The sequence below is a fragment of the Methylobacterium sp. WSM2598 genome, assembly GCF_000379105.1.
Taxonomy (GTDB): Bacteria; Pseudomonadota; Alphaproteobacteria; order Rhizobiales; family Beijerinckiaceae; genus Methylobacterium.
On the sequence record NZ_KB900609.1, the window covers coordinates 7,071,951 to 7,094,816 of the forward strand.

The window sequence follows — 22,866 nt, forward strand, 5'->3', positions numbered from 1 at the left end:
ACCGCCGCCCAGAGCTCAAGGTCGGCGGTCGCGGCGCGACCGATCGGACGAGGGGGTCGTGAGAAGCGGCTCGACGATCGCGGACATCCGTTCGGCCGTCGTGCCGGGAGGAAAAAACCCGAGGTAACCGCCCGACCGATCCATCAGATAGATGAACGCCGAGTGATCGACCGTGTAGTCGCTGCCGCCGAGCTGCACGCGCTCATGATAGACCTTGTAAGCATCCGCAATGTTGCGAACGGCCTCGGCGCTGCCCGTGAGAGCGATCAGCCGGGGATGGAAACTCGGAACGTACGCGGCAAGATGAGCGACCGTGTCCCGCTCGGGGTCGAGCGTGATGAAGAGCGGTTGGATCGAGGCGCCCCGGTCTCCGAGGAGGTCGAGCAAGCGGCCGATCTCCGCGAGGTCGGTGGGGCACACATCGGGGCAGGACGTGAAGCCGAAATAGACGAGGAGCAGTGTGCCCCGGAAGTCGGCGTCGGTGCGCGGGCGTCCGGTCTGGTCAACGAGCGCGAAGGGACCGCCGACCGGCTCGCGGTTCCACATCAGCACGTCCATGAGTTCGGCCGCCGACCGGCGGCCCGGTTCAACGGCCCGGACCGGACCGCCCGCGACGCCGGCGAGTCCTGCCAGCAGGGCGGCGCGCAGGACGGCGCTACGCACCGAAGCGCAGCCGGCTGCCCGTCGTCGGCACGAGCACGTTCTCCGGCATCTGCGCCTGCGCCTCGAGGACGAAGTTCAGGCCGCTGCAATGCATCGGGATGACGACGTCCGGCTTCAGCTTGGCGATCTCGGCGACGACCTGGGTGAGGTAATCCTTCGGAGCCGGGCCGAGGTGGAACCCTCCGACGATGGCGTGGATCTTCTCGACGCCCGAGACCTCCTGCGCCTGCCGGACCGAATTCACGATTCCGACATGCCCGCACGAGCTGATGACGACGAGGCCCCTGTCCCGGAGATTGAAGCAGGTGGCGTGCTCGTGGACGTGCTCGTCCGGGATGATCTTCCCTTCCAGCTCCGCCGGGGAGTAGTGGGCGGCATCGCAGCCCGCGCCGTCCTTGAATCCGCGCTCGACGAAGGTGTTGGGCAGGACGCGCTCGAGCGAGCGGCGCTTGATCTGCCCCGTCGTGAAGGCGTGCCCGGCGATCACCGTGGGCGCCTCGCACAGGACGGTGGTGATGTGCCGGGCCGCCAGTTCGCGCCGATCGAGCAGGCCGAAATCCGTGAACTGGCCGGCGGTCCCGCTCGGCACCAGCCGATGGCAGAAATTGTCCTCCCCGCCGGCGAACAGCTTGACGTCCGGCGGCAGCGACGCCCTGTACCGGTCCAGGAAGCCGATCAGGCCCCCGTAATGGTCGTGGTGCCCGTGGCTGACGATCAGGGCATCGGCCTTGCTCGGATCGAGCTTCAGGATCTCGATGTTGTTGAGAAGGGCTTCCGGCGTGTAGCCGAAGTCGAGGAGGATCGTCTTGGTCTCGTCGCGTCGCTGCGACTCGGCGAAGAGGGATAGACCCCACTGGTTGTGCAGAACCTTCCTGTAGTCGCTGCCGCGGCCGCCGCCGGGTGGCTGATGAACGACACCTTGCACGGTGCTGGGCTTGAGGAACTGATCGTGCGCGGAATCGACCAGCACGCGGAGGGTGAGCGCGTCGACCGTGGGAATCTCGATCGGCGCGGCGGTCGCGATCTCGAGGCAGGCGAAGCCCGCCGCGGCACTCGCGCCCAGCGCGGCCGAAGCTTTCAGGAAGTCCCGTCGTGCCAAGCTTCGCATCATGGCGCGTCCCCCGCCACCTGTTCCGACGCAGCTGCCTAGCTGGCTCGTGGAACTCTCGAGGTTGAGGCTCTATAGCACGAATTATTCCATCGGGCCAATTCACCTCAATACATGTAGCGGGCACCCAACCGATCCGTCGCTCCTTCAGGGGAGCCTCGACTCCTGAAGAGCCGCCATGGACCCTTGCAATGCAAGTGACCCTTGCAAGTGACCCTTGCAAGTGACCCTTGCAAGTGAACGAGAGCCACCTGAGCGCCCCGTCCGAGGGCTGCCGAGGGTGGTTCCCCTGCCCTCAGGATCGTCCCCTGGGTCGTGCTGAGCAGGCTCAGGGATCGCGCCCCGATCGCGCTTGCCTTCTCCCCAAACCGGCAGGACCGGGGCCGGGTATTCTGGATCGCGGATCGCCCGACAGCGATCCGATCAAGGCGGGACGCGTCCCGGCGCGGGCCTGGACGCTGGACCCGCTGGTGGGGCGGGAGGTCTCGAAGCTGCCACCCGTCGCGGCCGTCTCAGAGCGCCTCGCCGGTGACCGCGCCGGCATCGTCCGGGTCGTCGGCGCCCTCGCCGAGCGGTGATCCGCCTCGGCGCTGACGGCAGCGGCAGTGACGGGCAAACACCGACGAGCTTGGACCGGGCAGATCGACTGCGGGCCGTCCGCACCGGCACCTGGCACCCGTCGGACCCTCCCTCGCCTCCCCGAACGACGCGGGATGCGAGGCCCGCAACGGGTGCAGGCGGCGCGGGAATGCGAGCACGCCGCGCCGCGGGCGTCGCGGACCGAGGAATCGCCCCTCGCGGGACGACCTCCCCTCTGGGGAGATGAACCGCCGGTCGCGGTCCGCGCCGTCGCGTTCTCACACGGCCTCGGCCGAAAGCCGCCCGCCGAAGGAACGGCCCGGTCGCGCGGACCCTCGGAGCTGCGCGGGGGCCGGGGCGCGCCCGGCGGGCCCCCTCCCCTCGGCCGGCGCACCACCGACGCGACGACGCCCGCGGAAGCGGTCTTCCGCGGGCGTCTGATTCGGTTGCGGGTCCCGGGACGGGCGCGGGATCAAGCCGCCTGCGTGGCGCGGGGGCGGCGGGCGACCGGCTTCTGGCCGAGGCCGATGCTCTTGGCGAGTTCCGAGCGCTGGGCGGCATAGTTCGCCGCCACCATGGGATAATCCGGAGGGAGGCCCCACTTCGCCCGGTACTGCTCCGGCGTGAGCCCCCGGCCGGCGAGGTGGCGCTTGAGCGTGCGGTAGCGCCGCCCATCCTCCAGGCTGATGAGATAGTCCGGGGTCACCGTCTTCTTGATCGGAACCGGCGGGACCAGCTTCTCCGGCTGCGGCGCGGCCGGAGCCCCCAGTTGCGCCACCGCCTCGTGCACGCTGCGGATCAGAGCGGCGAGTTCACCCACGGGCACCGAATTGTTCGACACGTAGGCCGACACGATGTCGGACACCAGCTCAATCGACTGCGGAAACTCGGTCTGGTTGTCGGAGTCCATCATCATCCTCTTGAAACGGCATGCCCCCATCCAGTGCGGCAGATGTTACGCGAGATGCCGCCAACTTCAAGGTCTGCGGGGGCAGAAACCGAGAGGATATGCTTGGGCACGGCGCCCTTTCGTAACGTCAGACAGGCCGGCGCGGGGGCGCGGATCCTTGCCGCTGCTGCATGAGGCCGCGCCCGGCCGGGCCCGCCGCGCGGACCGAAAACCGACGCGCCCTCAGTGGCTTGAGTTAGTCCTTACGGGTTATGCCGAAACCCGGAAGCCTAGCTCACTCGAACGCGTGTGTCCGCGTCGCCGCAGGCCGGCGGAGATTCGAGAAAGGCGAAATGTCGCCGGACTTTGTGGGGGATTCCGGGCTACCCTCAGGGGGTTCGGAACCATGTGGGGCGCGGCGCGCGCACGCATCCGGGTCAACCGGAGGGCGCGTCCATCCTGCCAGAAGAAGGCCGGGATTGGGGGACGTTTCAAATATGACCAAGCGCAAGGATGGCCAGATCTTCGGTCGCCACAAGAAAACGCGCGGCCGAAAGCCGGTGAAGACTCTGCCGGCGACTTGGCAGGCCCGCCGCCGCGTGCTGACGGCCGGCGAGATTTCCGACGAGTACCATGGCCATCCGGGACCGGGGGCGAACGACAACATGAAGTTGTATTCCCGCAAGCGCCTCTACTGCGTCCCCGTCGTCGCCGACGAGGCCGCACTGCCCTGCGCCTGAGGCATGGCTGAGCCGGGTCCGGCCGGCTGCCGAGCCGAGGCCCTGCCCGCGACGAAATGTCTCGCAGATTCGTGGCTCCGGGCGCAGGTCTTCGTGGCCCTCGCGTGGGTCGCGCGGCTGATTCCGAGAGCTCAGGCGGCCGCCGCCGCCGGGCGAGGCCGCGGATCTGCTGTGCCGCGGCCGCCCGGGTCTGCCGGCGACGCTAGCGCGGCGTGCGGAAGACCTGCAGATCGAGGTCCCGCACCTTCTTGCGCAGGGTATTGCGGTTGACGCCGAGCAGCTCGGCAGCCCGAATCTGGTTGCCGCGCGTCGCCGCCAGCGCGGCGCCGATGAGCGGGCCCTCGATCTCGCGCAACACGCGGTGGTAGAGGCCGGGCGGCGGCAGCGTGTCCCGGAAGCCCGAAAAGTACTCGGCGAGGTGGCGCTCCACGGCCGCCGAGAGCCCCTCCGCGTCGGGCGTGCCCTTGCGCGCGCCGCCGCCCGCCGGCGCGGGCGCCGCGAGGGGCAGCGTGTCGAGTTCGGCCTCGATCACCGGGCCGGTGATCGTCTCCTGCGGGTAGAGCGCCGCGAGGCGCCGCACGAGATTCTCGAGTTCGCGCACGTTGCCCGGCCAGCGGTAGCGCTTGAGGCGCTCCATCGCGTCCGCGTCGAGCTGCTTGCGGCTCAGCCCCTCCCGCTCGACCAGGGTGAAGAAGTGGCGCACGAGGTCGGGCACGTCCTCGGTGCGCTCGCGCAGAGCCGGCAGGCGCAGCGGCACCACGTTGAGGCGGAAGAACAGGTCCTCGCGGAAGATGCCCTGCTGGATCGAGACCCGCAGGTCCTTGTTGGTGGCCGCGATGATGCGGACGTTGGTCTTGATCGGCACGCGCCCGCCGACCGTGGTGTACTCGCCCTGCTGCAGGACGCGCAGGAGGCGGGTCTGGGCCTCCATCGGCATGTCGCCGATCTCGTCGAGGAAGAGGGTTCCGCCCTCCGCCTGCTCGAAGCGCCCGGCCGAGCGGGCGGTCGCCCCCGTGAAGGCGCCCTTCTCGTGGCCGAACAGCTCGGATTCGATGAGGTCGCGCGGGATCGCCGCCATGTTGACCGGGACGAAGGGCCCCGCCCGGCGGCGGCCGTAATCGTGCAGGGCCCGGGCGACGAGCTCCTTGCCGGTGCCGGACTCGCCCGTGATCATCACCGTGAGGTCGGTGGGCATCAGCCGGGCGAGCGAGCGGTAGATCTCCTGCATGGCGGGCGAGCGCCCGACCAGCGGGATGTCCTCGTTCTCGGGCGCCGCGCCGGGAAGCGCGTTGCCCCGCGGCCGCGACAGGGCCCGCCCCACGATGGCGGTGAGTTCCTTGAGGTCGAAGGGCTTGGGCAGGTACTCGTAGGCGCCCCGCTCGGAGGCCCGGATCGCCGTCATGAAGGTGTTCTGGGCGCTCATGACGATGATCGGCAGGTCCGGCCGCACCCGCTTGATCCGGGGCAGCAGGTCGAAGGCGTTCTCGTCGGGCATCACCACGTCGGTGATCACGAGATCGCCGTCGCCCTGCGCCACCCAGCGCCAGAGCGTGGCGGCGTTGCCCGTCGAGCGCACCTCGTAGCCGGCCCGGGAGAGCGCCTGGTTGAGGACGGTGCGGATGGCGGCGTCGTCATCCGCCACGATGATGTGTCCGTTCGGCATGGAACCGCTCTTCTGGGGTCACTCGGCATCCGGGGCCGATTCGCGCCCGTCGCGGGCGTGGGACATCGGCAGGAGTACGCGGAAGGTGGTCCGGCGGGGGGCGGGATCGCACTCGACGATGCCGCCGTGGTCCCCGACGATCTTGGCGACGAGGGCGAGGCCGAGCCCCGACCCCTGGGCCTTGGTGGTCACGAAAGGGTCGAAGAGGTCGGGGAGCAGGTCGGCGCTCACGCCCGGCCCGTTGTCGCGCACCGCGACCTCGATCGGCAGGCTCACCCGCTCGCGCGAGCCCGGCACCTGCAGGCGCAACCCCGTGCGGAAGGCGGTCGAGAGGGTGATCTCGCCGTCGACCGCGTCCGCGCCGATCGCCTCGGCGGCATTCTTCACGAGGTTGAGGATCACCTGGACCAGCTGGTCGCGGTTGCCGAGCACCGGCGGCAGCGAGGGGTCGTAATTCTCGACGAAGCGGATGTGGCGGGCGAAGCCGGACTGGGCCGAGCGCTTCACCTGGTCGAGGACGCCGTGGACGTTGACCGGCCCGCGCTCGACCGGGCGCTCGTCCCCGAACAGCTCCATGCGCTCGACGAGGCGCACGATCCGGTCGGCCTCGTCGCAGATCAGCCGCGTCAGCATGCGGTCGTCCTCGCCCGCCGACTGCTCCAGCAGCTGGGCGGCGCCCCGGATGCCGGCGAGCGGGTTCTTGATCTCGTGGGCCAGCATGGCGCCGAGCGCCACCATCGAGCGGGCCGCCTGCCGATGGGTGAGCTGGCGGTTCATCTTGTCCGCGATGGTGCGCTCCTGCAGCATCAGGACCACCATCTCGTCGTCGAGATAGGTCGCGAACACGTCGACGCTGCGCTCGACGCCGGAGCGCGGCGAGCCGAGCTCCACCCGGTACTCGCTGACGCTCGCGTGCCGCCGCCGCACCTCGTTCACCAGGGCGATGATCGGCGAGGAGAACGGGATGATGTCGCGCAGGCGCTGGCGCTGCATCAGCCGGCGCGAATAGTCGAAGAAGTGCTCCGCGGCCATGTTGACCTGGAGGATGCGCTCGTCCGGCCCGATGGTGAGCACCGGCAGCGGCAGCGCGTTGATGATCGCGTCGCAGGTGGGCGCGCTCATGCCGCCCACTCCGCGGCCGGTGCCGCCTCCCCCGCGACTCCCTCGCCCGCGAAGGCCCGGCGCAGCAGCGCCAGCGCCTCGGCCGGGTCGGTCGTGGTGACGAGGCGCGCCCGCTCGCCTGCGGCGAGGCCGCCCGCGTGGTCCGCGTAGGCCGCCAGGTGCTTGCGGGCGTGCCGCACCCCCATGGCGACGCCGTAGAGGGCGAGCAGGCCCTCGTAATGCTCCCCCGCGAGGTCCGCCTGCGCCGCCCGCGTCAGGGCGGGCGCGGGCGCGCCGCGCAAGCCGGCCGCCACCGCGCCGACGAGCCAGGGCCGGCCGACCGCCGCCCGGCCGATCATCACCGCCGCCGCCCCGGATTCCGCCAGGCAGGCGCGGGCCTCGGCGAGGCTGCCCACATCTCCGTTGGCCACGACCGGGATCGACACCGCCTCGACCACCGCGCGGATCGCCGCCCAATCGGCCCGGCCGGCGTAGAATTGCTGGCGCGTGCGGCCATGCACCGTGACGGCGGACAGGCCGAGGGCCTCGGCCCGGCGCGCGAGGTCCGGCGCGTTGCGGGACGCGTCGTCCCAGCCGAGGCGCATCTTGACCGTGACCGGCACCGCCACCGCCTCCCGCACCGCCGCCAGCAGCCGCGCCGCGTGGTCGAGGTCGCGCATCAGCGCCGATCCCGCCTCCCCGCCCGTGACCTTCTTGGCCGGGCAGCCCATGTTGACGTCGATCACGTCGGCGCCGTTCGCCTCCGCCAGCCGGGCGCCCTCCGCCATCCAGCGCGGGTCGCAGCCGGCGAGCTGGACCACGTGCGGCCGCACCCCCTCGCCCTCGGCCCGCAGCCGCGCCTCCGCGCTGCCGCGGGCGAGATCCTCCGCCGCCACCATCTCGGAGACGACCGCGCTGGCCCCGCACCGGCGGGCGATCCGGCGCAGATGCAGGTCGGTCACGCCCGACAGGGGGGCGAGCAGGGCGCCGGGCGCGCGCGCCCCCGGTTCGGGTGGCGGCGCTCCCGGATCGGGCCCGGGCCGCTGGCCGCTCAAAGAATGGTCAATCTTCATTCTGCACAACAAATAGCCAAAACTCGGCCGTGCGCAAGCGGAGAAGCTTCGCAGGCCGCCGATTTGATTTTGCGCCGCACCCCTTCTAGGAACGGGCATCCCGTCGGGACGCGCGTCCCCGCCGTGTGAGGATCCGGTCCATGTCCGAGACTGCCGCGGTCGTCGTCGCCGCGGGCCGCGGCATCCGCGTCGGCGGCGGCACTCCCAAGCAATATCGCCGCGTCGGCGGCAAGGCGGTCCTGACCCGGACGCTCGAGGCGCTGGCGCGGCATCCGGGCCTGGCGCGGATCCAGGTCGTGATCGCGCCCGACGCCGCCGCCTTCTACGCGGAGTGCCTCGCCGGTCTGGGCGATCTCGCCGCCAAGCTGCTCCCGCCGGTCCCGGGCGGGGCGACGCGCCAGGATTCGGTGCGGGCGGGACTGGACGCGCTGGAGCGCGCCGGGGCGCCGGACCTCGTGCTCGTCCACGACGCCGCGCGGCCCTTCGTGGACGAGGCGCTGATCGAGCGGGCGATCGCGGCGGCGCGCCTCCACGGCGCCGCGGTCCCGGGCGTGCCGGTCAGCGACACGATCAAGCGCGTGGACGCGGCGGGCGTGGTGCGCGAGACCCCGCCGCGGGATGCCCTGCGGGCCGTGCAGACCCCGCAGGCCTTCGGCTTCGCGCTGCTGCGCGACGCGCATCGCCGCGCCGCCGCCCAGGGCCTCGACGCCTTCACGGATGACGGGGCGCTCGCCGAGTGGGCGGGCCTGCCCGTGACGGTCTTCCCCGGCGACGTCCGCAACCGCAAGATCACGCAGGCGGCCGACCTCGAGGAGGCGGACCGCGCCTTCGCGGGCCCGGGCGGCGCCGCGCCCGCCCCAGGGGATGCTCCAGGAGATGCCATGACCCTCGTCACCCGTCTCGGCACCGGCTTCGACGTGCACGCCTTCACGGAGGGCGACCACGTCTGGCTCGGCGGCGTGCGCATCCCGGCCGCGCGCGGCGTGCTCGCCCATTCGGACGGCGACGTGGTGCTGCACGCGCTCACCGACGCGATCCTGGGGGCGCTGGCGGACGGCGACATCGGCGTGCACTTCCCGCCGAGCGACCCGCGCTGGCGCGGCGCCTCCTCGGATCAGTTCCTGGCCGACGCGGTCGCCCGGGTGGCGGCCCGCGGCGGCGTCATCGACCATCTCGACGTCACGGTGCTGTGCGAGCAGCCCCGCATCGGCCCGCACCGGGAGGCGATCCGCGCCCGCATCGCCGAGGTGGCGGGGATCCCCGTCGGATCGGTCTCGATCAAGGCGACCACGACCGAGGCGCTCGGCTTCGTGGGGCGGGCCGAGGGGCTCGCCGCCCAGGCCGCCGCGACGCTCCGCCTGCCCGCCGCCTGAGGGAGCGCCGCGTGATCACCGACACCGCCCTCATCGCCCGCGCGGGCGTGCTCATCGCCGCCTACCGGGAGCGCAGGCGCCGGATCGTCACCGCCGAATCCTGCACCGGGGGCCTGCTGGCGGGGCTGCTCACCGAAGTGGCAGGCTCCTCCGCGGTGGTGGAGCGGGGCTTCGTCACCTACTCGAACGAGGCCAAGGCCGAGGTGCTGGGCGTCGATTTCGGCCTGATCTCCGAGCACGGCGCGGTGAGCGAGCCGGTGGCCCGGGCGATGGCGGACGGGGCGCTCGCCCATTCCCGCGCCGACGTGGCGCTCGCCATCACGGGCATCGCCGGCCCTTCCGGCGCCACCGCCACGAAGCCGGTCGGCCTCGTGCATTTCGGCCTCGTCACGGCCGGGCGCACGATGCGCCACCTGGAGCGGCGCTACGGCGATATCGGCCGGGCGGAGGTGCGCCGCAAGGCGGTGGAGGACGCCCTCGGGCTGCTGGAGGCGGCGCTGACCGAGGTGTGATGCGCTGCCCGGACGATCACGTCCGGACAGCGCCTGATACGCCATCCGGTTGATGGCTTCGCCATCAACCGGATGGCGTATCAGGCCCGCGCGTAGATCCGGTCCGCCCGGCTCTCGAACGCGTCCGTGAACTTGCGGAAGGCGCGGTCGAACATCTTGCCCATGAGCAGCCCGAGGGCGAGGCTCTTGAACTCGTAGGTGATGTAGAATTCGACCAGGCAGCCCCCGCCCGGCGCCTCCCGGAAGGTCCAGCGGTTCTCCAGGTGGCGGAACGGGCCGTCGATGTACTCGGCCACGATGCGCAGGTTGGGGCGGTCGAGCTGGACGCGGGTGGTGAAGCGCTCCGAGATCGCCTTGTAGCCGACGCTCATCTCGGCGACGAGGATCTCGCCCCCGGCCTCGCCCGGCTGGCGCCGCAGCACCCGCAGCGCGTCGCAGAGCGGCAGGAATTCGGGGTAGCGCTCGACGTCGGCGACGAGGGCGAACATGTCGTCCGGGCTGTGGCGGACGCTGCGGGTGGTGCGGAAGCTCGGCATGTCAGGCGGTGGCGAGGCGGTCGCGCCGGGCTTGGGAGAGCCTTGCGAAATCCGCCCCGGCATGGTGGGAGGAGCGCGTCAGCGGCGTCGCCGAGACCAGGAGGAAACCCTTGGCGTAGGCCGTGGTTTCATAGGCCCGGAACTCCTCGGGCGGCACGAAGCGCAGCACCGGATGGTGCTTCTTCGTCGGCTGCAGGTACTGGCCGATGGTGAGGAAATCGACGTCGGCCGAGCGCAGGTCGTCCATCAGCTGAAGCACCTCGTTGCGCTCCTCACCGAGGCCCACCATGATCCCCGACTTGGTGAACATGGTCGGATCGAGCTCCTTCACCTTCTGGAGGAGGCGCATCGAGTGGAAGTAGCGGGCGCCCGGGCGGACCGTGAGGTACTTCGACGGCACCGTCTCGAGGTTGTGGTTGAAGACGTCGGGCTTGGCCGCGACCACCACCTCCAGGGCCCCGTCCTTGCGCAGGAAGTCGGGGGTGAGCACCTCGATGGTGGTGCCCGGGCTCGCCCGCCGGATCGCCCCGATCACCGCCGCGAAATGGCCCGCGCCCCCGTCCCCGAGGTCGTCCCGGTCGACCGAGGTGACGACCACGTGCGAGAGGCCGAGCCTCGCCACCGCGTCGGCGACGCGGGCGGGCTCCTCCCCGTCGAGGGCCTGCGGCAGGCCGGTGCGCACGTTGCAGAAGGCGCAGGCCCGCGTGCAGGTATCCCCCATGATCATGAAGGTGGCGTGCTTCTTCTCCCAGCACTCGCCGATGTTGGGGCAGCCCGCCTCCTCGCAGACCGTGACGAGCCCGTGCTCGCGCACGATCCGGTTGGTCTCGGCCCAGCCGGGCGAGCCCGGCGCCTTGACGCGGATCCAGTCGGGCTTGCGCTGGATCGGCTGGTCGGGCCGGTGCGCCTTCTCCGGGTGGCGCGGGCGGGCATCGTGGGCGAGGAGATCGAGGACGACGGCCATGGGCGATCCGGGCGCGGCGCCCAACCCCTGGGGCGCCGAGGCCCTGACTTAAGGGCTCGCCGCCCGCGGGGCAAATGGGACGTGACGCCCCGCCGCGCGCCCGGCTCAGTAGGTCGGGCGCTGCCCCTTCACGGCCCGGTAGACGGTGATGACGATCACGGCGCCGACCGTCGCGGAGATCAGGTTGCGCCAGAAGCCGAAGATCGGGATGTGGAGCTGCGCCGCCAGGAAGTTGCCGACCACGCCGCCGATGATGCCGAGCACGATGTTGGCGAGGAGGCCCATGGTCGAGGAGGTGAATTTCTCCGCGAGCCAGCCCGCCAGCGCCCCGATGACGATCGCCATGAAGAAGCCGACGCCCGGTTGTCCGAGCGCCCCGTAGATGTGACCGTTCATTGATCCCCTCCTTGACCCTGGGTCCCGCGCGCCGGGCCGGGCGGCGCGGCGCATCCGATTCCGTGCCGGTCAATAATGGGGGACCGTGCGGGTCTCCACCAGGGGCGCCTCCATCCGGAAATGCAGGCCGGCCGGGGCGAAGTCGAAGCGGATATCCGCCCCGCACTGCATGGTCAGCACCCGTTGCAGCAGGGTCGAGCCGAAGCCCTTGCGGGTGGGCGGGCGGGCCGGCGGGCCGCCGCGCTCGGTCCAGTCGAGCCGCAGCCGCCGGGCGCCCTCCGCCGCCCTGATCTCCCAGCGCACCGCGATGCGGCCCTCCGGCACCGAGAGCGCCCCGTGCTTGGCGGCGTTGGTGGTGAGTTCGTGGATCGCCATCCCGGTCGGCACCGCGAGGTCCGCCGTCAGCTCCACGGGCGGGCCGTCGAGGGCGATGCGCCGCCCCTCCGCGTCGTTGTAGGGGGCGAGTTCGTTCTCCAGCATCTCCTGCAGCGAGGCCATCTGCCAGTAATCGTCGGTGAGGAGATTGTGGGTCTTGGCGAGCGAGATCACCCGGGCGGAGAAGCTCTGGTAGAACTCGTCGACGCTGGTGGCCGAGCGCGACGAGGCGCCGAGCAGGGCCTGCACGGTGGCCAGGGTGTTCTTCACCCGGTGGTGCAGCTCGCGGATGAGGAGGGTCTGGCGCTCGGCGGTCTGCTGGCGCTCGCGCAGGAAGGCGGCGGCCTCGCGCTGGCGCCGGCGCGCCCGCACGGCGAAGCGCGCCGCCGTCAGCAGGGTGGTCGGGTGGAAGGGCCGCTCCAGGAGCGTCACGTTGCCCAGGATCTCCATCAGCCGCGGATCGGGCGGGGAGCCGCGCAGGGTCAGGAGCAGGAACGGGTAGTCCGACCAGGGTTCCTGGCCGGCGATCCAGGCCGCGAGGTCGCGCCGGTCGGCGTCGCGCAGCGCCTCCTCGGTGACGACCGCGCAGCTGCCCGCGTCGAGGCGCGCCACGAGGTCGGGCAGCCCCGCGCAGAGGGCCGCCCGCAGGCCGCCCTCGCTCAGGATGGCGCTCGCCACGACGGCGTCGCGGCCCGTGGGAGCCAGGATCAGGACCGGTGGATCAGTCTCGCTCATCACCGCCCTGATCGGCCAGCAGCCGGCCGAGATCTCCCACGTAGGTCGGAACGCCCGTCAGCACGCCCCGGAAGGCCGAGAGGGGCTCGCCCACCTGCAAACCGTCACCGCCGATCCGCAGTTCCCGGATCGCGGCCTCGTGCGGGCCGACCCGCTTCTTGATCACCGAGATCGCCCGCCGCAGCGCTCCCCCGGCCTCGAAGAACCGGAACAGCAGGATCGTGTCGCTGAGGTAGGTGAGATCGATCGGCGACGACATCTGCCCGATCAGCCCGTGCTGGGCCAGCACCAGCAGGGTCGTGACCCCCTGCTGGTTCAGGTAGGTCAGGATCTCGTGCATCTGGAGCAGCAGGTACTGCTCCTCCGGCATGGCGTTGTGGTAGCCGGTGAGCGAGTCGATCAGCACGACGCGGGCATCGTCCCGCTCCACCGCCTCGCGCACGATCGCCGTGAGCTCGCCGGGCGAGACCTCGGCCGGGTCGATCTGCTCCAGCCGCAGCAGGCCCGACTGGCAGTAGGGCTCGATATCCATGCCGAGACCCCGCGCCCGCCGCTTGAGCACGCTCGACGCCTCGTCGAAGCTCAGGATCAGCGCGTGATCGCCGCGCTGCAGGGCGCTCACCAGGAAGGCGAGCGCGCTCGACGACTTGCCGACCCCGGAGGGGCCGAGCAGCATCGTGCTGGTGCCCCGGTCGAGCCCGCCGCCGAGCAGCGCGTCGAAGGCGGCGATGCCGCTCGTGAGCCTCTCCTCCGGGAAGGCGTGGCCGTGCTCGGCCGCGATCAGGCGGGGGAAGATCGACACGCCCCCCTTCCGGATCACGAAGTCGTGGTAGCCGCCCCGGAAGGCGGTGGCCCGCATCTTGATCACCCGCAGCCGCCGCCGCTCGCCGCCGTAGAGGGGCGCGAGCTGCTCCAGCCGCACCACCGCGTGGCAGAGGCTGTGCAGGTTCAGGTCGTCCTGCTCGGAGGTGATGTCGTCGAGGAGCAGCGCGGTCGTGTCGTGGATGAGCAGGAAGCTGCGCAGGGCGAGCACTTGGCGCCGGAAGCGCAGCGAGCCCTGCGAGAGCAGGCGGATCTCCGACAGGCTGTCGACCACCACCCGCTGCGGCTTGATGCGGTCGATCTCGGCGATCGCCATCCGGACCGTCTCGCCGAGTTCGAGGTCGGACGAGTGGACGAGGCTCTGCTGCTGGGAGGGATCGAGGGAGAGTTCCGGCGGCACCAGTTCGAACACCTCGATCCCGTCGAGGCTCCAGCCGTGCCGCTCTGCGACGTTGAGGAGCTCGCGCCGGCTCTCCGAGAGCGTGATGTAGAGGCAGCGCTCCCCCGCACGCGCGCCGTCGAGCAGGAATTGCAGGGCCAGCGTGGTCTTGCCCGAGCCGGGCCGCCCCTCGATCAGATGCGCGCGGTTCGCCGCGTAGCCCCCGCCGAGGATGTAATCCAGGCCGGGAACGCCGGTGGCGATCCGAGTCGCGTCGTCGGATGGTGCGGTCATGGCGGCCCCTGGGTGGAATCCTGCCGCCCCCCTAACAGATGCCGCCTGCGGTTGCACGCGGCCTCCAGGATATTCAGTGTTCCAGATTACTTTTAGTCTTGCCAGGATTAGACGGCACAAACGACGCGCGAATGCCCGCGCAATGTGCGCCAGGACACATCATTTCCGCCACAGCGGCGCTATTGAGGGGGACGACGCCGATTGCGAGCGACGCAGAATGCTGCCGCGCTTGCCCGAGATCAGGGGCGTGTCATGCAGATTGCTTGGCCTCACCGTCACTGTGACGGATCGGTTCATTACACCCATTGCTGCGCCGAGGCCGTCGAGGCGCTCCCGGCCTTCGAGCGGACGGATCGCCCGGCCCGGATGGGCCGGCGCCTGCGCGCCGCGCTCGGGGCGGCGGCGGCGGCGCTCGGCCTCGCCACGGCGGGGTTCTGGCTGATGATGCTGAGCACGCCGCCGGTGTCCCAGGCCGCCCTGCCGGCCGGGGCCGACCTGTGCCGGAATGCGGGGCACGAGGTCCGCACCCTGATGGAGGCCGAGATTGCCCGCCGGGCCCGGATCGGCGCGGCCCCGGGCCAGGCCGCCTTCAACGAGTTGCTGCTGTGGAAGCAGGCCGCCGAGGGCGCCTGCGCGGCGGGCCGCACCCGCGACGCCCTGCGCGAGTTCCAGGCGCTGGAGCGGCTGCTCGCGGCCCGCGCCAGCCGTCCCGCCGCCGACGAGGAGTGAGGGCGGCTGCGCCCGCCGCGGGCGCCCCGCCTTGCGCTCCGGCGCCGCGCGCGCTTGGGTGGGGCCCGGGCGGCGCGGCGCCGCCCCGGCCGGGAGGGGCGCATGGCGGAGCGGGAGCGACCGGCCTTCGTGCTGGTGCACGGGGCGTGGCACGGCGGCTGGTGCTGGCGGCGGGTGGCCGACCTGCTGCGCGGGCGGGGCCACCGCGTCTTCGCCCCGACCTGCACCGGGCTCGGCGAGCGGGCGCATCTCCTCTCCCGCGCCGTCACCCTCGACACCTTCGTGCGGGACGTGGCGGGCCTGATCGTCGCGGAGGAACTCGACGACGTCGTGCTCGTCGGCCATTCCTTCGGCGGGCTCCCGGTCAGCGGCGTCGCCGACGCGATGCCGGAGCGGATCCGCCACCTCGTCCTCCTCGACGCGATGCTGGTCGAGCCCGGGCGCGCGCCCTTCGACGCGGTGCCGCCGGACCTCGCCGCCGCCCGGCGCCGGGCCGCCGCCGAGACGAGCGGGGGTGTGAGCCTGCCGGTGCCGCCCCCCGAGGCCTTCGGGGTGTTCGATCCCGCCGACGCCGCCTGGCTCGCCCGGCGCCTGACGCCCCACCCGCTCGGCACCTACGAGAGCCCGCTCGTCCTGCGCAACCCGGTCGGCAACGGGCTGCCGCGCACCTACGTGGATTGCACCGCCCCCACCTACCCGGCCCTCGACGGCGTGAAGGAGTGGGTCCGGCGCCAGCCGGGCTGGCGCTTCGCCGACCTCGCGACGGGGCACGACGCCATGGTGAGCGCGCCCGAGGCCACCGCCCGCCTCCTGCTGGACTGCGCGGGCGCCTGATCCGGGTTCCGCGCGGCCTGTTCGGATCCGGCGCCGATCCGTCCGGACGGCCCAGGATGCGGACGCATCGGGCCGTCGATCCTCTCGCAGTCCCGGCACGCGCCAATCGCGCGTGCCGGGACTGCGAGAGGATCGACGGTCGTGGGAACGGTCATGGGACATGACCGCCGCTGTCAGGCCATGGTGACGGTGGCCTGGGCCTGATCGATCTCGATCAGCCTGAGACCGAACGGGCGGCCCTCCCGCGCCTCCCAGTCGGCCAGGGCGGCGTTGACCTCGTCCGGCCCCTCCTCGGCCAGGGCGCGGCGGCCCACCGGCGCCGCGAGGGCGTGGGCCACCTCCTCGATCAGCCTCGTCCGGCTCGCCGTGTCGGCCTGGCCCGCGGCGGCCAGATAGGCGCCGACGATCTGGCGCGACAGGGTCTCGATGACGGCCTGGTTCACGGAAGTCATGACCATGTGGGCGTGTCCCTCCGGGCGATCGCGGCTCCGTCGGCCGGTCCCCAACAACACCGCAGCCCCGCCGGCGTTGCGCTCGGCCGCGCCTCGGCCCGCGCCCTCAGCTCCCTTGGCTCGCGGCCCGGTGGGAGGCGAGGGTGACCACCTCGGCGCTCGGCGGGGTGGCCGGCTTGTCCGGGTGCATCATGAAGATCACCGGGCTGCGGGGCGTGTATCCCGGATTGCCGCGCAGGTTGAGCAGCGGCTGGAGCTCGATCGCCGCGAGGTCCGCCATGGTGGCGTCGCGCCAGACATGGCCCGGCGACGAGGTCTTGCCGAAGGGCCACCAGCCCGGGCGGACGGCCTCGACCTGCAGCACCAGCTTGCCGGTCAGGGTGCGGCGGAAGTTGAAGCGACCCGTTATGGCCATGACCGACCCTCCACCGGGCCACCGTGCGGCCCGTCCCTCAACCAACCCTAAAGACACGCTCCGGGTTCGCCGGCACCCGCACCGGCGGCGGAGCGCCCGCCTCCGCTTGCCCCGCGGACCGGGCCGTGCTCTCTGCACCAAGATAAGGGCCGCGCGCGAATCGGCCACGGGGGGTGGGATGCAGCAGAAGCTGGCCTTCGGGGTCTTCCTCGTCATGGGGGTGACCAACCTGCTGGCCGTGCAGGCCGGGCTGATCCAGGTCCTGGGCCTGCCCTGGCCGCTCGCCTTCCTGGTGGCGATCCCGTTCTTCTATTTCCGCTACGTGGGATCGGTGGCCGGCATCCTCGGGGCGGTGGTGGGGTGGCACTGGTCCCTGCCCGCCGCCGTGGTGCTCTTCGCCTGGCCGGCCCTTCTCTACGGCGTCCTGCGCGGCTGGAGCGAGGTCGCGGCCCTGCTGACGCCGCGCCGGGCCGCCTGATCCCGGCGGGCGAAAGGCTCGTCCTCGAACCTCGCCGGGCCCCGCCCGGCCTGGAAACTTCCCAGCAGGGCGCGCGTTGAAGGGCCCACGCGCGACGCGCGAAACGCTAGGGAGGGCAGAGATGAGACGGTTCCTGCTCGGAGTGGTTGCGTTCTCCACCATCATCGCCGGCCCGGGGGCGAGTCTCGCCCAGGGCCTCTCGATCGGGCCGGGCGGCGTGCGCATCGACGACGGCCGCGGCCCGCCCGGCTATCGCCGCGGCTATTCCGAGGAGGGCGGGCGCCGCCGCGGCATGTGCCGCGAATTGCGGCAGGCCTGCCTGCACAAGGAGGAACTCGGCGAGCAGGGCGCCGGCAATTGCCGCCGCTACCGCCGGATGTGCGGTTGACGCGCCCGGGCGGCGGACCGCCTGCGGGCCGCCGCCCAACCACCCACGCGACGGGCCGCCTGCGGGCCGTCGCCCAACGCGCCCACGCGACGGGCCGCTTGCGGGCCGCCGCCCGACGCTCCATCTGTTCTCTTTATGTTCTCGCAGGAGGCGGGCCGACGGCCCCCCGGCGAGCCTGGGAGCGGAGGGGCCGGATGGCGGACCAGCACGACGAGGAGGCGGAGGAGGTCGCGCGGGTCGAGCAGGCGGCGCGGATCGCGGCGCTGCGCGACGCCGAGCAGGAGCGCATGACCGAGATCCTGCTCGCCCGGGGCGACGCGCCCTGAGCCGGGGCGAGGCGCCGCATCCGGGCGCGATGCGGATTGCCGGGAACCGGGGGCCGGGGAAGACCGTCATACCGCGGCCCCCTGCCGAGGTCAGCCATGCGTCCCCGCCTCCTGGTTCTCCTGTCGAGTCTCCTCCTGATGGGCCTGCTCTCGGCCGCCCGGGCCGAGGTGACGATCCGGATCGACAAGACCGCCCAGCGCATGGCGGTGAGCGTCGACGGGCAGCCCCGCTACCTGTGGCCGGTCTCGACCGGCCTGCCGGCCCACGAGACCCCGAGCGGGTCGTTCCGTCCCTTCCGGATGGAGCGGCAGCACGTCTCGCGGGAGTGGGACGACGCGCCCATGCCCTTCTCGCTCTTCTTCACGCAGGCGGGCCACGCCATCCACGGGACGAGCCACGGCCGCGCGCTCGGCCGCCGCGCCTCCCACGGCTGCGTGCGCCTGAGCGTGCGCAACGCCGCGGCCCTCTTCGCCCTGGTCGGCCGCGAGGGCCTGGGCCGCACCCGCATCGTGATCGAGGAGGGCGGGGGCGGGCTCGTGGCGCGCCGGCACCAGGGGCCGGCCCGGAGGCTGGCGGGGCCGCGGCCCCTCGACTTCTACGAGGAGGACGGGGCCGGGCCGGAGGCCTGGACGCGCCCGGTGGACGGCTTCGAGCGGAGCGCCCGGCCCGTGCTGCTGCTGCGCGCGGGCCGGCCGGCCGCCTACGATCCCTGGTCCGACCAGTGATCCGGGCTCCGCTTGATCGAAGCGGATCCCGCATCACAAGCCTGCGCGGCGCCTGAGCGACGCCGACATCCGCTTGGCGCAGCAATCATCCGGGTTTCGTTCGGCGGCATCCGCGCCGTCGATCGTCTCACCGCGATCGTGAAGCATCCCCATCCGCGTCGTGGGAGCCGTCTCCACGGTCGGGCTTCGTGATGAGAAACGAGAAGTGTGCCGAGAACATCAGCCGTATCAGGTTGATCTCCGCCGGCGTGTGTCCCATGCGAGCGCCGTATTTCAGAAACTCTTCATGAATGACGTTTTCTCGTGACAGCATGGCCGACAGCTTGTTGTCGTCCCGGCTCCTGGTGACGATCAGAAGCCGCCGTCCCATCCAGGTGAAAACATCGTAGCTCGGGTAGACCCGGGACAGACGCAGTCCGGCGCTTTGCGCTGCCAATTTCAATCCATATGGAGTAAAATTGAAGGTGGAATAGTCATGAAACTGCTCAAGATAACTGACGGATCCGATCAGGCGCCCGCCGGGTTTCAGGACGCGCGCGATCTCCGGCAGCGCTCCGCGAGGGTCGTGAACGTGCTCGAAGACTTGAAACGAGAAGACGACGTCGAAGGATGAATCGGGGTAGGGGAGCGCCGTTCCATCGTAGAAATCGATGCCCGTCTCGGCACGGGCTTCGGCGCGGACGCCTTCGGCCATGCCCGCGAGATAGTTCACGCCGCGCCACGCGTAGCCCATTCCCTCGATCGCCTGCCGCCAGCCGCCCGTTCCGCACCGGTAATCGAGCAGGCGGCGTCGGTCCGGTTGGTAGGCTTCGGCCAGCATCTCCTCCGGCGCCATGATGCGCGTGGAGTGCTGGTCGACCAGATCGCCGATCTCGGCCACGAAGGATCCGTCCAGCGCGGTCTTGCTCCCGCTTTCCAGGATGTCCCGCACGAAAGCCCCGAGCGCCAGATCGCTCGGCGGGTCGTTCGGCGGGGCGCTCGGGCGCGCGGTCCGGGACAGGTGAAGGTCGGCCGACATGCCCGGGCGCGAGACGATGCCGACCCAGCCGTCGGCGATCGAGCCCAGATCGACCGCAACGCCGCCGGCTCGGCGGATCTGGTTGCAGTAGAACTTGCCGAGGATGCCGGCCGCCACGACGAACAGCCTGCCGTGAAGAGACCGCGAGGACAAATCGGCCATGATCTGGCGGTAGCGGGTCGGCCAATGCTCGCCCCGCGTCGCCGAGTCCGGCAGCAGGTGGTCGTGTCCCTTCTCCCCCGGGACGTGGTGAAACTCGATGTCCGCGATGCCGAACGCCTCGGGGAGCAACCGAGTCAATTCCTGGTGGCAGGAGATCAGCCCGATTGTCCTCTGCCCTCGCAGCAGGTCTTGGATCAGGCCGGCATTGTGCAGTTCGACATGGATCAGCTGCGTGCACGTGTGCCCGTTGGTTGCCCGGGACGCGCGCAGCGCGTTGGTGAGCGCGGAGATGCCCGTGATGCTGGCGATGCGGTATTCGTGCTCCAGCCAGCTCGGGTAGGGCAGACCCACGATGTCCGCTTCGGCGATCGCGTCCGTGATCGTCCTGGCCTGCGAGATCCACGGATCCGCGTTGGGGTCGACGGCGCCCCCGAACCAGATCTGGGCCCGATCGCGCCGGTTGTGGGCGTAGAGGGCCGCGAAGCGCGCCTCGTCCTCGGCTCCGAGGGAGACGAACGCGCCTTCGCCGTCGCCGATGCGGATCAGGCTGAAGCCCCGCCGCTCGCGGAGCGCGGCGGCGATCGCGTCGGCGACGGCGCCCGCTCGCAGGTGCGCCGGAGCGCGCTCGCGCGCGCGCGCCATTCCGATCGCCGCGTCGCGCGGGAAGGCCTCCTGGAACAGGCCGAATTCCCGCATCACCCGGATATCGTTCTCCAGGCGTTCGCGCTCGGGATGGCCCTCGACCGCGATGCCGTCGAGCCGCCGCCGCGCCTCGGCGTGGCGGCCCGCGATGTGCAGCATGCGGGCGGACAGCAGATTGGCGCGCGCATCGCGAGGATTCTCGGAGAGGAGGCCGTCCGCGATGTCGAGGGAGGCGCGATGCTCTCCCGCGTGCATGAGGGACACGGCTCTCTCGAAGCGCTGGGCGGCGGTCACGTCGTAACTCCCGATCCTCGTTCGCGACGGGGACAGCCCGTTCCGAACGGCTGGAGCGTGCTTCATTCGGCTCCGCACGCCCTTCGCGCAGGGATCTGACCAAAGGTAAATATAATCCGACTTCAGGTCCATGCCCAGATCGCCGGAGGCCGCATCGTCCTCGCGGCGCACCGGCAGCACGAATGCACGTTCAGGCATCATCGAGCCGGGTGAACGCTTGGTGAATGGGCCATGATCGAGTCGGATCTGCCCGAGGATCCGGATCGCTTGCCGTGCCGACCCTGGGTGAGATGGTTACCGTCCGGCCCGCTGGTTCCGGGCGGCGGGACCGGCGCCGTCGTCCGGTCCGGCGCTTCGCCGCCGGAAAGCGCCCGCGCCGCTGCGTCGAGACAGGATCCGCACGGGGTTCCGTTCGCCGGTCACCCGGGATGATCCTCCAGCGTTTCGGTGGACGCAGTTAGCTCACCATCTGCCGCTCGGCCTGCTCGGGTGTCGTATATCCGAGGGCCGAGTGGATCCGTTGCCGATTGGCGTAGCCCTCGCTGTAGGAGAAGAGCTCGCGCCGCGCCTCGTCCCGGGTTGCCCAGCGGCGCTGATGGACGAGCTCGACCTTAAGCGTGTGGAAGAAGCTCTCCATCGGTGCGTTGTCCAGGCCGTTGCCACGTCGGCTCATGGAGGCCTTGAGGCCTGCCGCGTCCAGGAGCCGCCGGTACTCTCCCGACGCATATTGGCAGCCGCGGTCGGTGTGTTGGATCAGCCCCGGCGCGGGGCGCTGCCGCTGAACGGCCATCAGGAGAGCGGCTGCTGCCAGCTCCGTGCGGAGATGCTCGCGCATCGCCCAGCCCACGACCTTGCGCGTCGCGAGATCGAGAACGGCGGCGAGGGAGAGCCAGCCCTCACCGGTGGGCACGTAGGTGATGTCCGCCAGCCAGATCTGGTTGGGAGCCGAGGCGGTGAAGCGCTGCTCGAGCAGGTTGGGGGCAACCGGCAGGCCGTGACGGCTGTCGGTCGTGCCGGGCCGGTCGCGGCCTGCCGCCGTGGCGCGGATGCCGTGTCGCCGCATGAGCCGCTCGATGCGACCACGGCTGACGCCCCGGCCCTCGGCACGCAAAGCCGCGTGCATGCGGGGCGAGCCGTAGCGGCCGTGATGACGCGCATGCAGGCGGCGCACCTCCTCGAGGAGCCCGCGGTTCTCGGCTGCCCGGGTGCTCTCGGACCGCGAGCGCCACGCGTCGTAGCCGGATGGCCAGCCCCGCAGCGCGCGGCAGAGGGTGCGCACGGGCCAAGTGCCCTGGTGGTCATCGATGAAACGGAACTTCATCGCGGCGTCTCCGCGAAGATGCCGATGGCCTTTTTTAAAATGTCGCGCTCCGTGCGGGCGCGCTCCAGCTCGCGACGCAGCCGCGCGATCTCAGCAGCCTGCTCGGCGGGTGAGGCCACGGGTGAGGAGGGCTGTGCTGCCGGAGCGGCCGCCCGCGAGCGGGGCGCCTCGCCGGTGAGAACAGCGCGCCAGTTGCGCAGCATCGAGGGCTGGATGCCAAGTTCCGCCGCGATCTGCATCTGCGGGCGCCCGCTGCTCTCCAGGAGGGCCACCGCCTCGCGCTTGAATTCGGGGGTGAACTCCCGTCGCGCCTTCGTCGCCATTGAACGCCTTCCTCGCTCCCCACGAGCGGATCAGAGGCGTCCACCAACTCGAGGGAGGGTCACCATGCCCATGATGTTGCGAACCCGGTGCTGCAACTCATGCAGCAGCACACCCTGGTGCTCGTTGAGCCGTTGCGTCTCGGTGATGTCCTCGGCGATGCCGCCCACGCGGGGGATGTAGCCGTCGTCGCGCAACGGGAAGTCCGTGTTCCTGATCCAGCGAAAGGCGCCATCGGAAGGGCGTTGGATGCGGAACTCATGAACGGACGTGTTGCCGGCGCGTGCTGCCTGCAGGTGCCCCATCGCTGCCTCGCGCTCCTCCGGTACTATTACCGAAGCCCAGCGCTTCACATCACCGAGCAAGGCGTCCGGCTCCATGCCGTAGATGGCGCCGACAGCAGGGCTGACGAACTCCATCTCCAGGGTCTCGGCTACCCTGATCCAGAGACCGGCGGAGGAGGCACGAGCGAACTGCTGGAAGCGTTGCTCGCTCTCGCGCAGCGCCGTCTCCGCGCGGTCACGCTGGATCGCTGACCACAAGCGTTCTGCTGTCTCC

At 71.4% G+C, this 22,866-nt stretch carries 25 protein-coding genes; 9 read left to right on the forward strand and 16 right to left on the reverse strand.

Annotated features, from left to right (window positions below):
* Window positions 1-15: 15 nt before the first annotated feature.
* The 3 genes from MET2598_RS0132940 to MET2598_RS0132955 form a co-directional block, all read right to left on the reverse strand.
* The gene (locus MET2598_RS0132940; protein WP_012335594.1) at window positions 16-663 is read right to left on the reverse strand and encodes an SCO family protein; all 648 of its coding nucleotides are present in this window, start codon (window positions 661-663) and stop codon (window positions 16-18) included.
* Entirely contained in the window at window positions 656-1,774 is a 1,119-nt protein-coding gene (locus tag MET2598_RS0132945) for an MBL fold metallo-hydrolase (RefSeq protein ID WP_026191059.1), read from the reverse strand. The genes MET2598_RS0132940 and MET2598_RS0132945 overlap by 8 nt, the downstream gene beginning before the upstream one ends.
* A gap of 1,048 nt (window positions 1,775-2,822) precedes the next feature.
* Window positions 2,823-3,260, reverse strand: coding sequence for a MucR family transcriptional regulator (locus MET2598_RS0132955; protein WP_012335591.1), 438 nt, complete (start codon window positions 3,258-3,260; stop codon window positions 2,823-2,825).
* 476 nt (window positions 3,261-3,736) lie between these two features.
* Between MET2598_RS0132955 and MET2598_RS0132960 the strand changes: the two genes are divergently transcribed.
* Window positions 3,737-3,979, forward strand: a complete 243-nt coding sequence (locus tag MET2598_RS0132960; protein ID WP_018263741.1) for a hypothetical protein — start codon at window positions 3,737-3,739, stop codon at window positions 3,977-3,979.
* A gap of 202 nt (window positions 3,980-4,181) precedes the next feature.
* Here the strand turns inward: MET2598_RS0132960 and ntrC are convergent, their stop codons facing one another.
* From ntrC to dusB, 3 genes are read right to left on the reverse strand one after another with little or no spacing between them, the layout of a single operon-like run.
* Window positions 4,182-5,642, reverse strand: coding sequence for a nitrogen regulation protein NR(I) (gene ntrC, locus MET2598_RS0132965; protein ID WP_012335589.1), 1,461 nt, complete (start codon window positions 5,640-5,642; stop codon window positions 4,182-4,184).
* A gap of 18 nt (window positions 5,643-5,660) precedes the next feature.
* Window positions 5,661-6,764: a two-component system sensor histidine kinase NtrB gene (locus MET2598_RS0132970; protein ID WP_012335588.1), complete on the reverse strand. Its 1,104-nt coding sequence runs from the start codon at window positions 6,762-6,764 to the stop codon at window positions 5,661-5,663.
* On the reverse strand, window positions 6,761-7,816 hold the full coding sequence (dusB, locus tag MET2598_RS0132975) for a tRNA dihydrouridine synthase DusB (RefSeq protein ID WP_026191060.1): 1,056 nt from the start codon (window positions 7,814-7,816) through the stop codon (window positions 6,761-6,763). Before dusB ends, MET2598_RS0132970 begins: the two co-directional genes overlap by 4 nt.
* A 140-nt stretch (window positions 7,817-7,956) precedes the next feature.
* Between dusB and MET2598_RS0132980 the strand changes: the two genes are divergently transcribed.
* Together MET2598_RS0132980 and MET2598_RS0132985 are read left to right on the forward strand one after the other, a co-directional pair.
* A complete protein-coding gene (locus MET2598_RS0132980) occupies window positions 7,957-9,189 on the forward strand; it encodes a bifunctional 2-C-methyl-D-erythritol 4-phosphate cytidylyltransferase/2-C-methyl-D-erythritol 2,4-cyclodiphosphate synthase (protein WP_012335586.1) in 1,233 nt (410 codons plus the stop codon).
* Between the two features lie 11 nt (window positions 9,190-9,200).
* The gene (locus MET2598_RS0132985) at window positions 9,201-9,701 is read left to right on the forward strand and encodes a CinA family protein (RefSeq protein ID WP_018263744.1); all 501 of its coding nucleotides are present in this window, start codon (window positions 9,201-9,203) and stop codon (window positions 9,699-9,701) included.
* 80 nt (window positions 9,702-9,781) lie between these two features.
* On the opposite strand, the gene MET2598_RS0132990 is transcribed toward MET2598_RS0132985, so the two are convergent.
* From MET2598_RS0132990 to MET2598_RS0133010, 5 genes are all read right to left on the reverse strand, one after another.
* Window positions 9,782-10,237 (reverse strand): type II toxin-antitoxin system RatA family toxin, encoded by a 456-nt coding sequence (locus tag MET2598_RS0132990; protein ID WP_012335584.1) that lies wholly within the window; start codon window positions 10,235-10,237, stop codon window positions 9,782-9,784.
* A gap of 1 nt (window position 10,238) precedes the next feature.
* Entirely contained in the window at window positions 10,239-11,201 is a 963-nt protein-coding gene (gene lipA / locus MET2598_RS0132995) for a lipoyl synthase (RefSeq protein WP_012335583.1), read from the reverse strand.
* Window positions 11,202-11,306: 105 nt separating this feature from the next.
* A complete protein-coding gene (locus MET2598_RS0133000; protein ID WP_012335582.1) occupies window positions 11,307-11,597 on the reverse strand; it encodes a GlsB/YeaQ/YmgE family stress response membrane protein in 291 nt (96 codons plus the stop codon).
* Window positions 11,598-11,666: 69 nt separating this feature from the next.
* The gene (locus tag MET2598_RS0133005) at window positions 11,667-12,707 is read right to left on the reverse strand and encodes a sensor histidine kinase (RefSeq protein WP_012335581.1); all 1,041 of its coding nucleotides are present in this window, start codon (window positions 12,705-12,707) and stop codon (window positions 11,667-11,669) included.
* Entirely contained in the window at window positions 12,694-14,202 is a 1,509-nt protein-coding gene (locus MET2598_RS0133010) for an ATPase domain-containing protein (protein WP_012335580.1), read from the reverse strand. The genes MET2598_RS0133005 and MET2598_RS0133010 overlap by 14 nt, the downstream gene beginning before the upstream one ends.
* A gap of 252 nt (window positions 14,203-14,454) precedes the next feature.
* On the opposite strand from MET2598_RS0133010, the gene MET2598_RS0133015 reads away from it, so the two are divergent.
* Window positions 14,455-14,931, forward strand: coding sequence for a hypothetical protein (locus tag MET2598_RS0133015; protein ID WP_236728865.1), 477 nt, complete (start codon window positions 14,455-14,457; stop codon window positions 14,929-14,931).
* A gap of 102 nt (window positions 14,932-15,033) precedes the next feature.
* Complete coding sequence (locus MET2598_RS0133020) at window positions 15,034-15,765, forward strand: alpha/beta fold hydrolase (RefSeq protein ID WP_012335578.1); 732 nt, start codon at window positions 15,034-15,036, stop codon at window positions 15,763-15,765.
* Window positions 15,766-15,938: 173 nt separating this feature from the next.
* On the opposite strand, the gene MET2598_RS0133025 is transcribed toward MET2598_RS0133020, so the two are convergent.
* Both MET2598_RS0133025 and MET2598_RS0133030 read right to left on the reverse strand, forming a co-directional pair.
* Complete coding sequence (locus tag MET2598_RS0133025) at window positions 15,939-16,223, reverse strand: hypothetical protein (RefSeq protein ID WP_012335577.1); 285 nt, start codon at window positions 16,221-16,223, stop codon at window positions 15,939-15,941.
* Window positions 16,224-16,323: 100 nt separating this feature from the next.
* Complete coding sequence (locus MET2598_RS0133030; RefSeq protein WP_012335576.1) at window positions 16,324-16,632, reverse strand: hypothetical protein; 309 nt, start codon at window positions 16,630-16,632, stop codon at window positions 16,324-16,326.
* 178 nt (window positions 16,633-16,810) lie between these two features.
* Here MET2598_RS0133030 and MET2598_RS0133035 point away from each other — a divergent pair, with 178 nt between their 5' ends.
* The 4 genes from MET2598_RS0133035 to MET2598_RS0133050 all read left to right on the forward strand — a co-directional run bounded on the left by MET2598_RS0133035 (window position 16,811) and on the right by MET2598_RS0133050 (window position 18,550).
* Window positions 16,811-17,110 (forward strand): hypothetical protein, encoded by a 300-nt coding sequence (locus tag MET2598_RS0133035; RefSeq protein ID WP_012335575.1) that lies wholly within the window; start codon window positions 16,811-16,813, stop codon window positions 17,108-17,110.
* 121 nt (window positions 17,111-17,231) lie between these two features.
* A complete protein-coding gene (locus MET2598_RS0133040) occupies window positions 17,232-17,498 on the forward strand; it encodes a hypothetical protein (RefSeq protein WP_012335574.1) in 267 nt (88 codons plus the stop codon).
* Between the two features lie 194 nt (window positions 17,499-17,692).
* Window positions 17,693-17,824, forward strand: coding sequence for a hypothetical protein (locus tag MET2598_RS43490; RefSeq protein ID WP_012335573.1), 132 nt, complete (start codon window positions 17,693-17,695; stop codon window positions 17,822-17,824).
* Between the two features lie 96 nt (window positions 17,825-17,920).
* Entirely contained in the window at window positions 17,921-18,550 is a 630-nt protein-coding gene (locus MET2598_RS0133050; protein ID WP_018263745.1) for a L,D-transpeptidase, read from the forward strand.
* A gap of 127 nt (window positions 18,551-18,677) precedes the next feature.
* On the opposite strand, the gene MET2598_RS0133055 is transcribed toward MET2598_RS0133050, so the two are convergent.
* The 3 genes from MET2598_RS0133055 to MET2598_RS41790 form a co-directional block, all read right to left on the reverse strand.
* Entirely contained in the window at window positions 18,678-20,666 is a 1,989-nt protein-coding gene (locus tag MET2598_RS0133055) for a class I SAM-dependent methyltransferase (RefSeq protein ID WP_018263746.1), read from the reverse strand.
* Window positions 20,667-21,123: 457 nt separating this feature from the next.
* Window positions 21,124-22,310 (reverse strand): IS3 family transposase gene (locus tag MET2598_RS0133060; protein WP_442918999.1). Its coding sequence is split into 2 segments (ribosomal slippage): window positions 21,124-22,016 and window positions 22,016-22,310, totalling 1,188 coding nucleotides; the frame shifts between segments, so codons are not numbered across the junction.
* 30 nt (window positions 22,311-22,340) lie between these two features.
* Window positions 22,341-22,850, reverse strand: coding sequence for a PAS domain-containing protein (locus MET2598_RS41790; protein WP_018263749.1), 510 nt, complete (start codon window positions 22,848-22,850; stop codon window positions 22,341-22,343).
* Window positions 22,851-22,866: the final 16 nt, after the last annotated feature.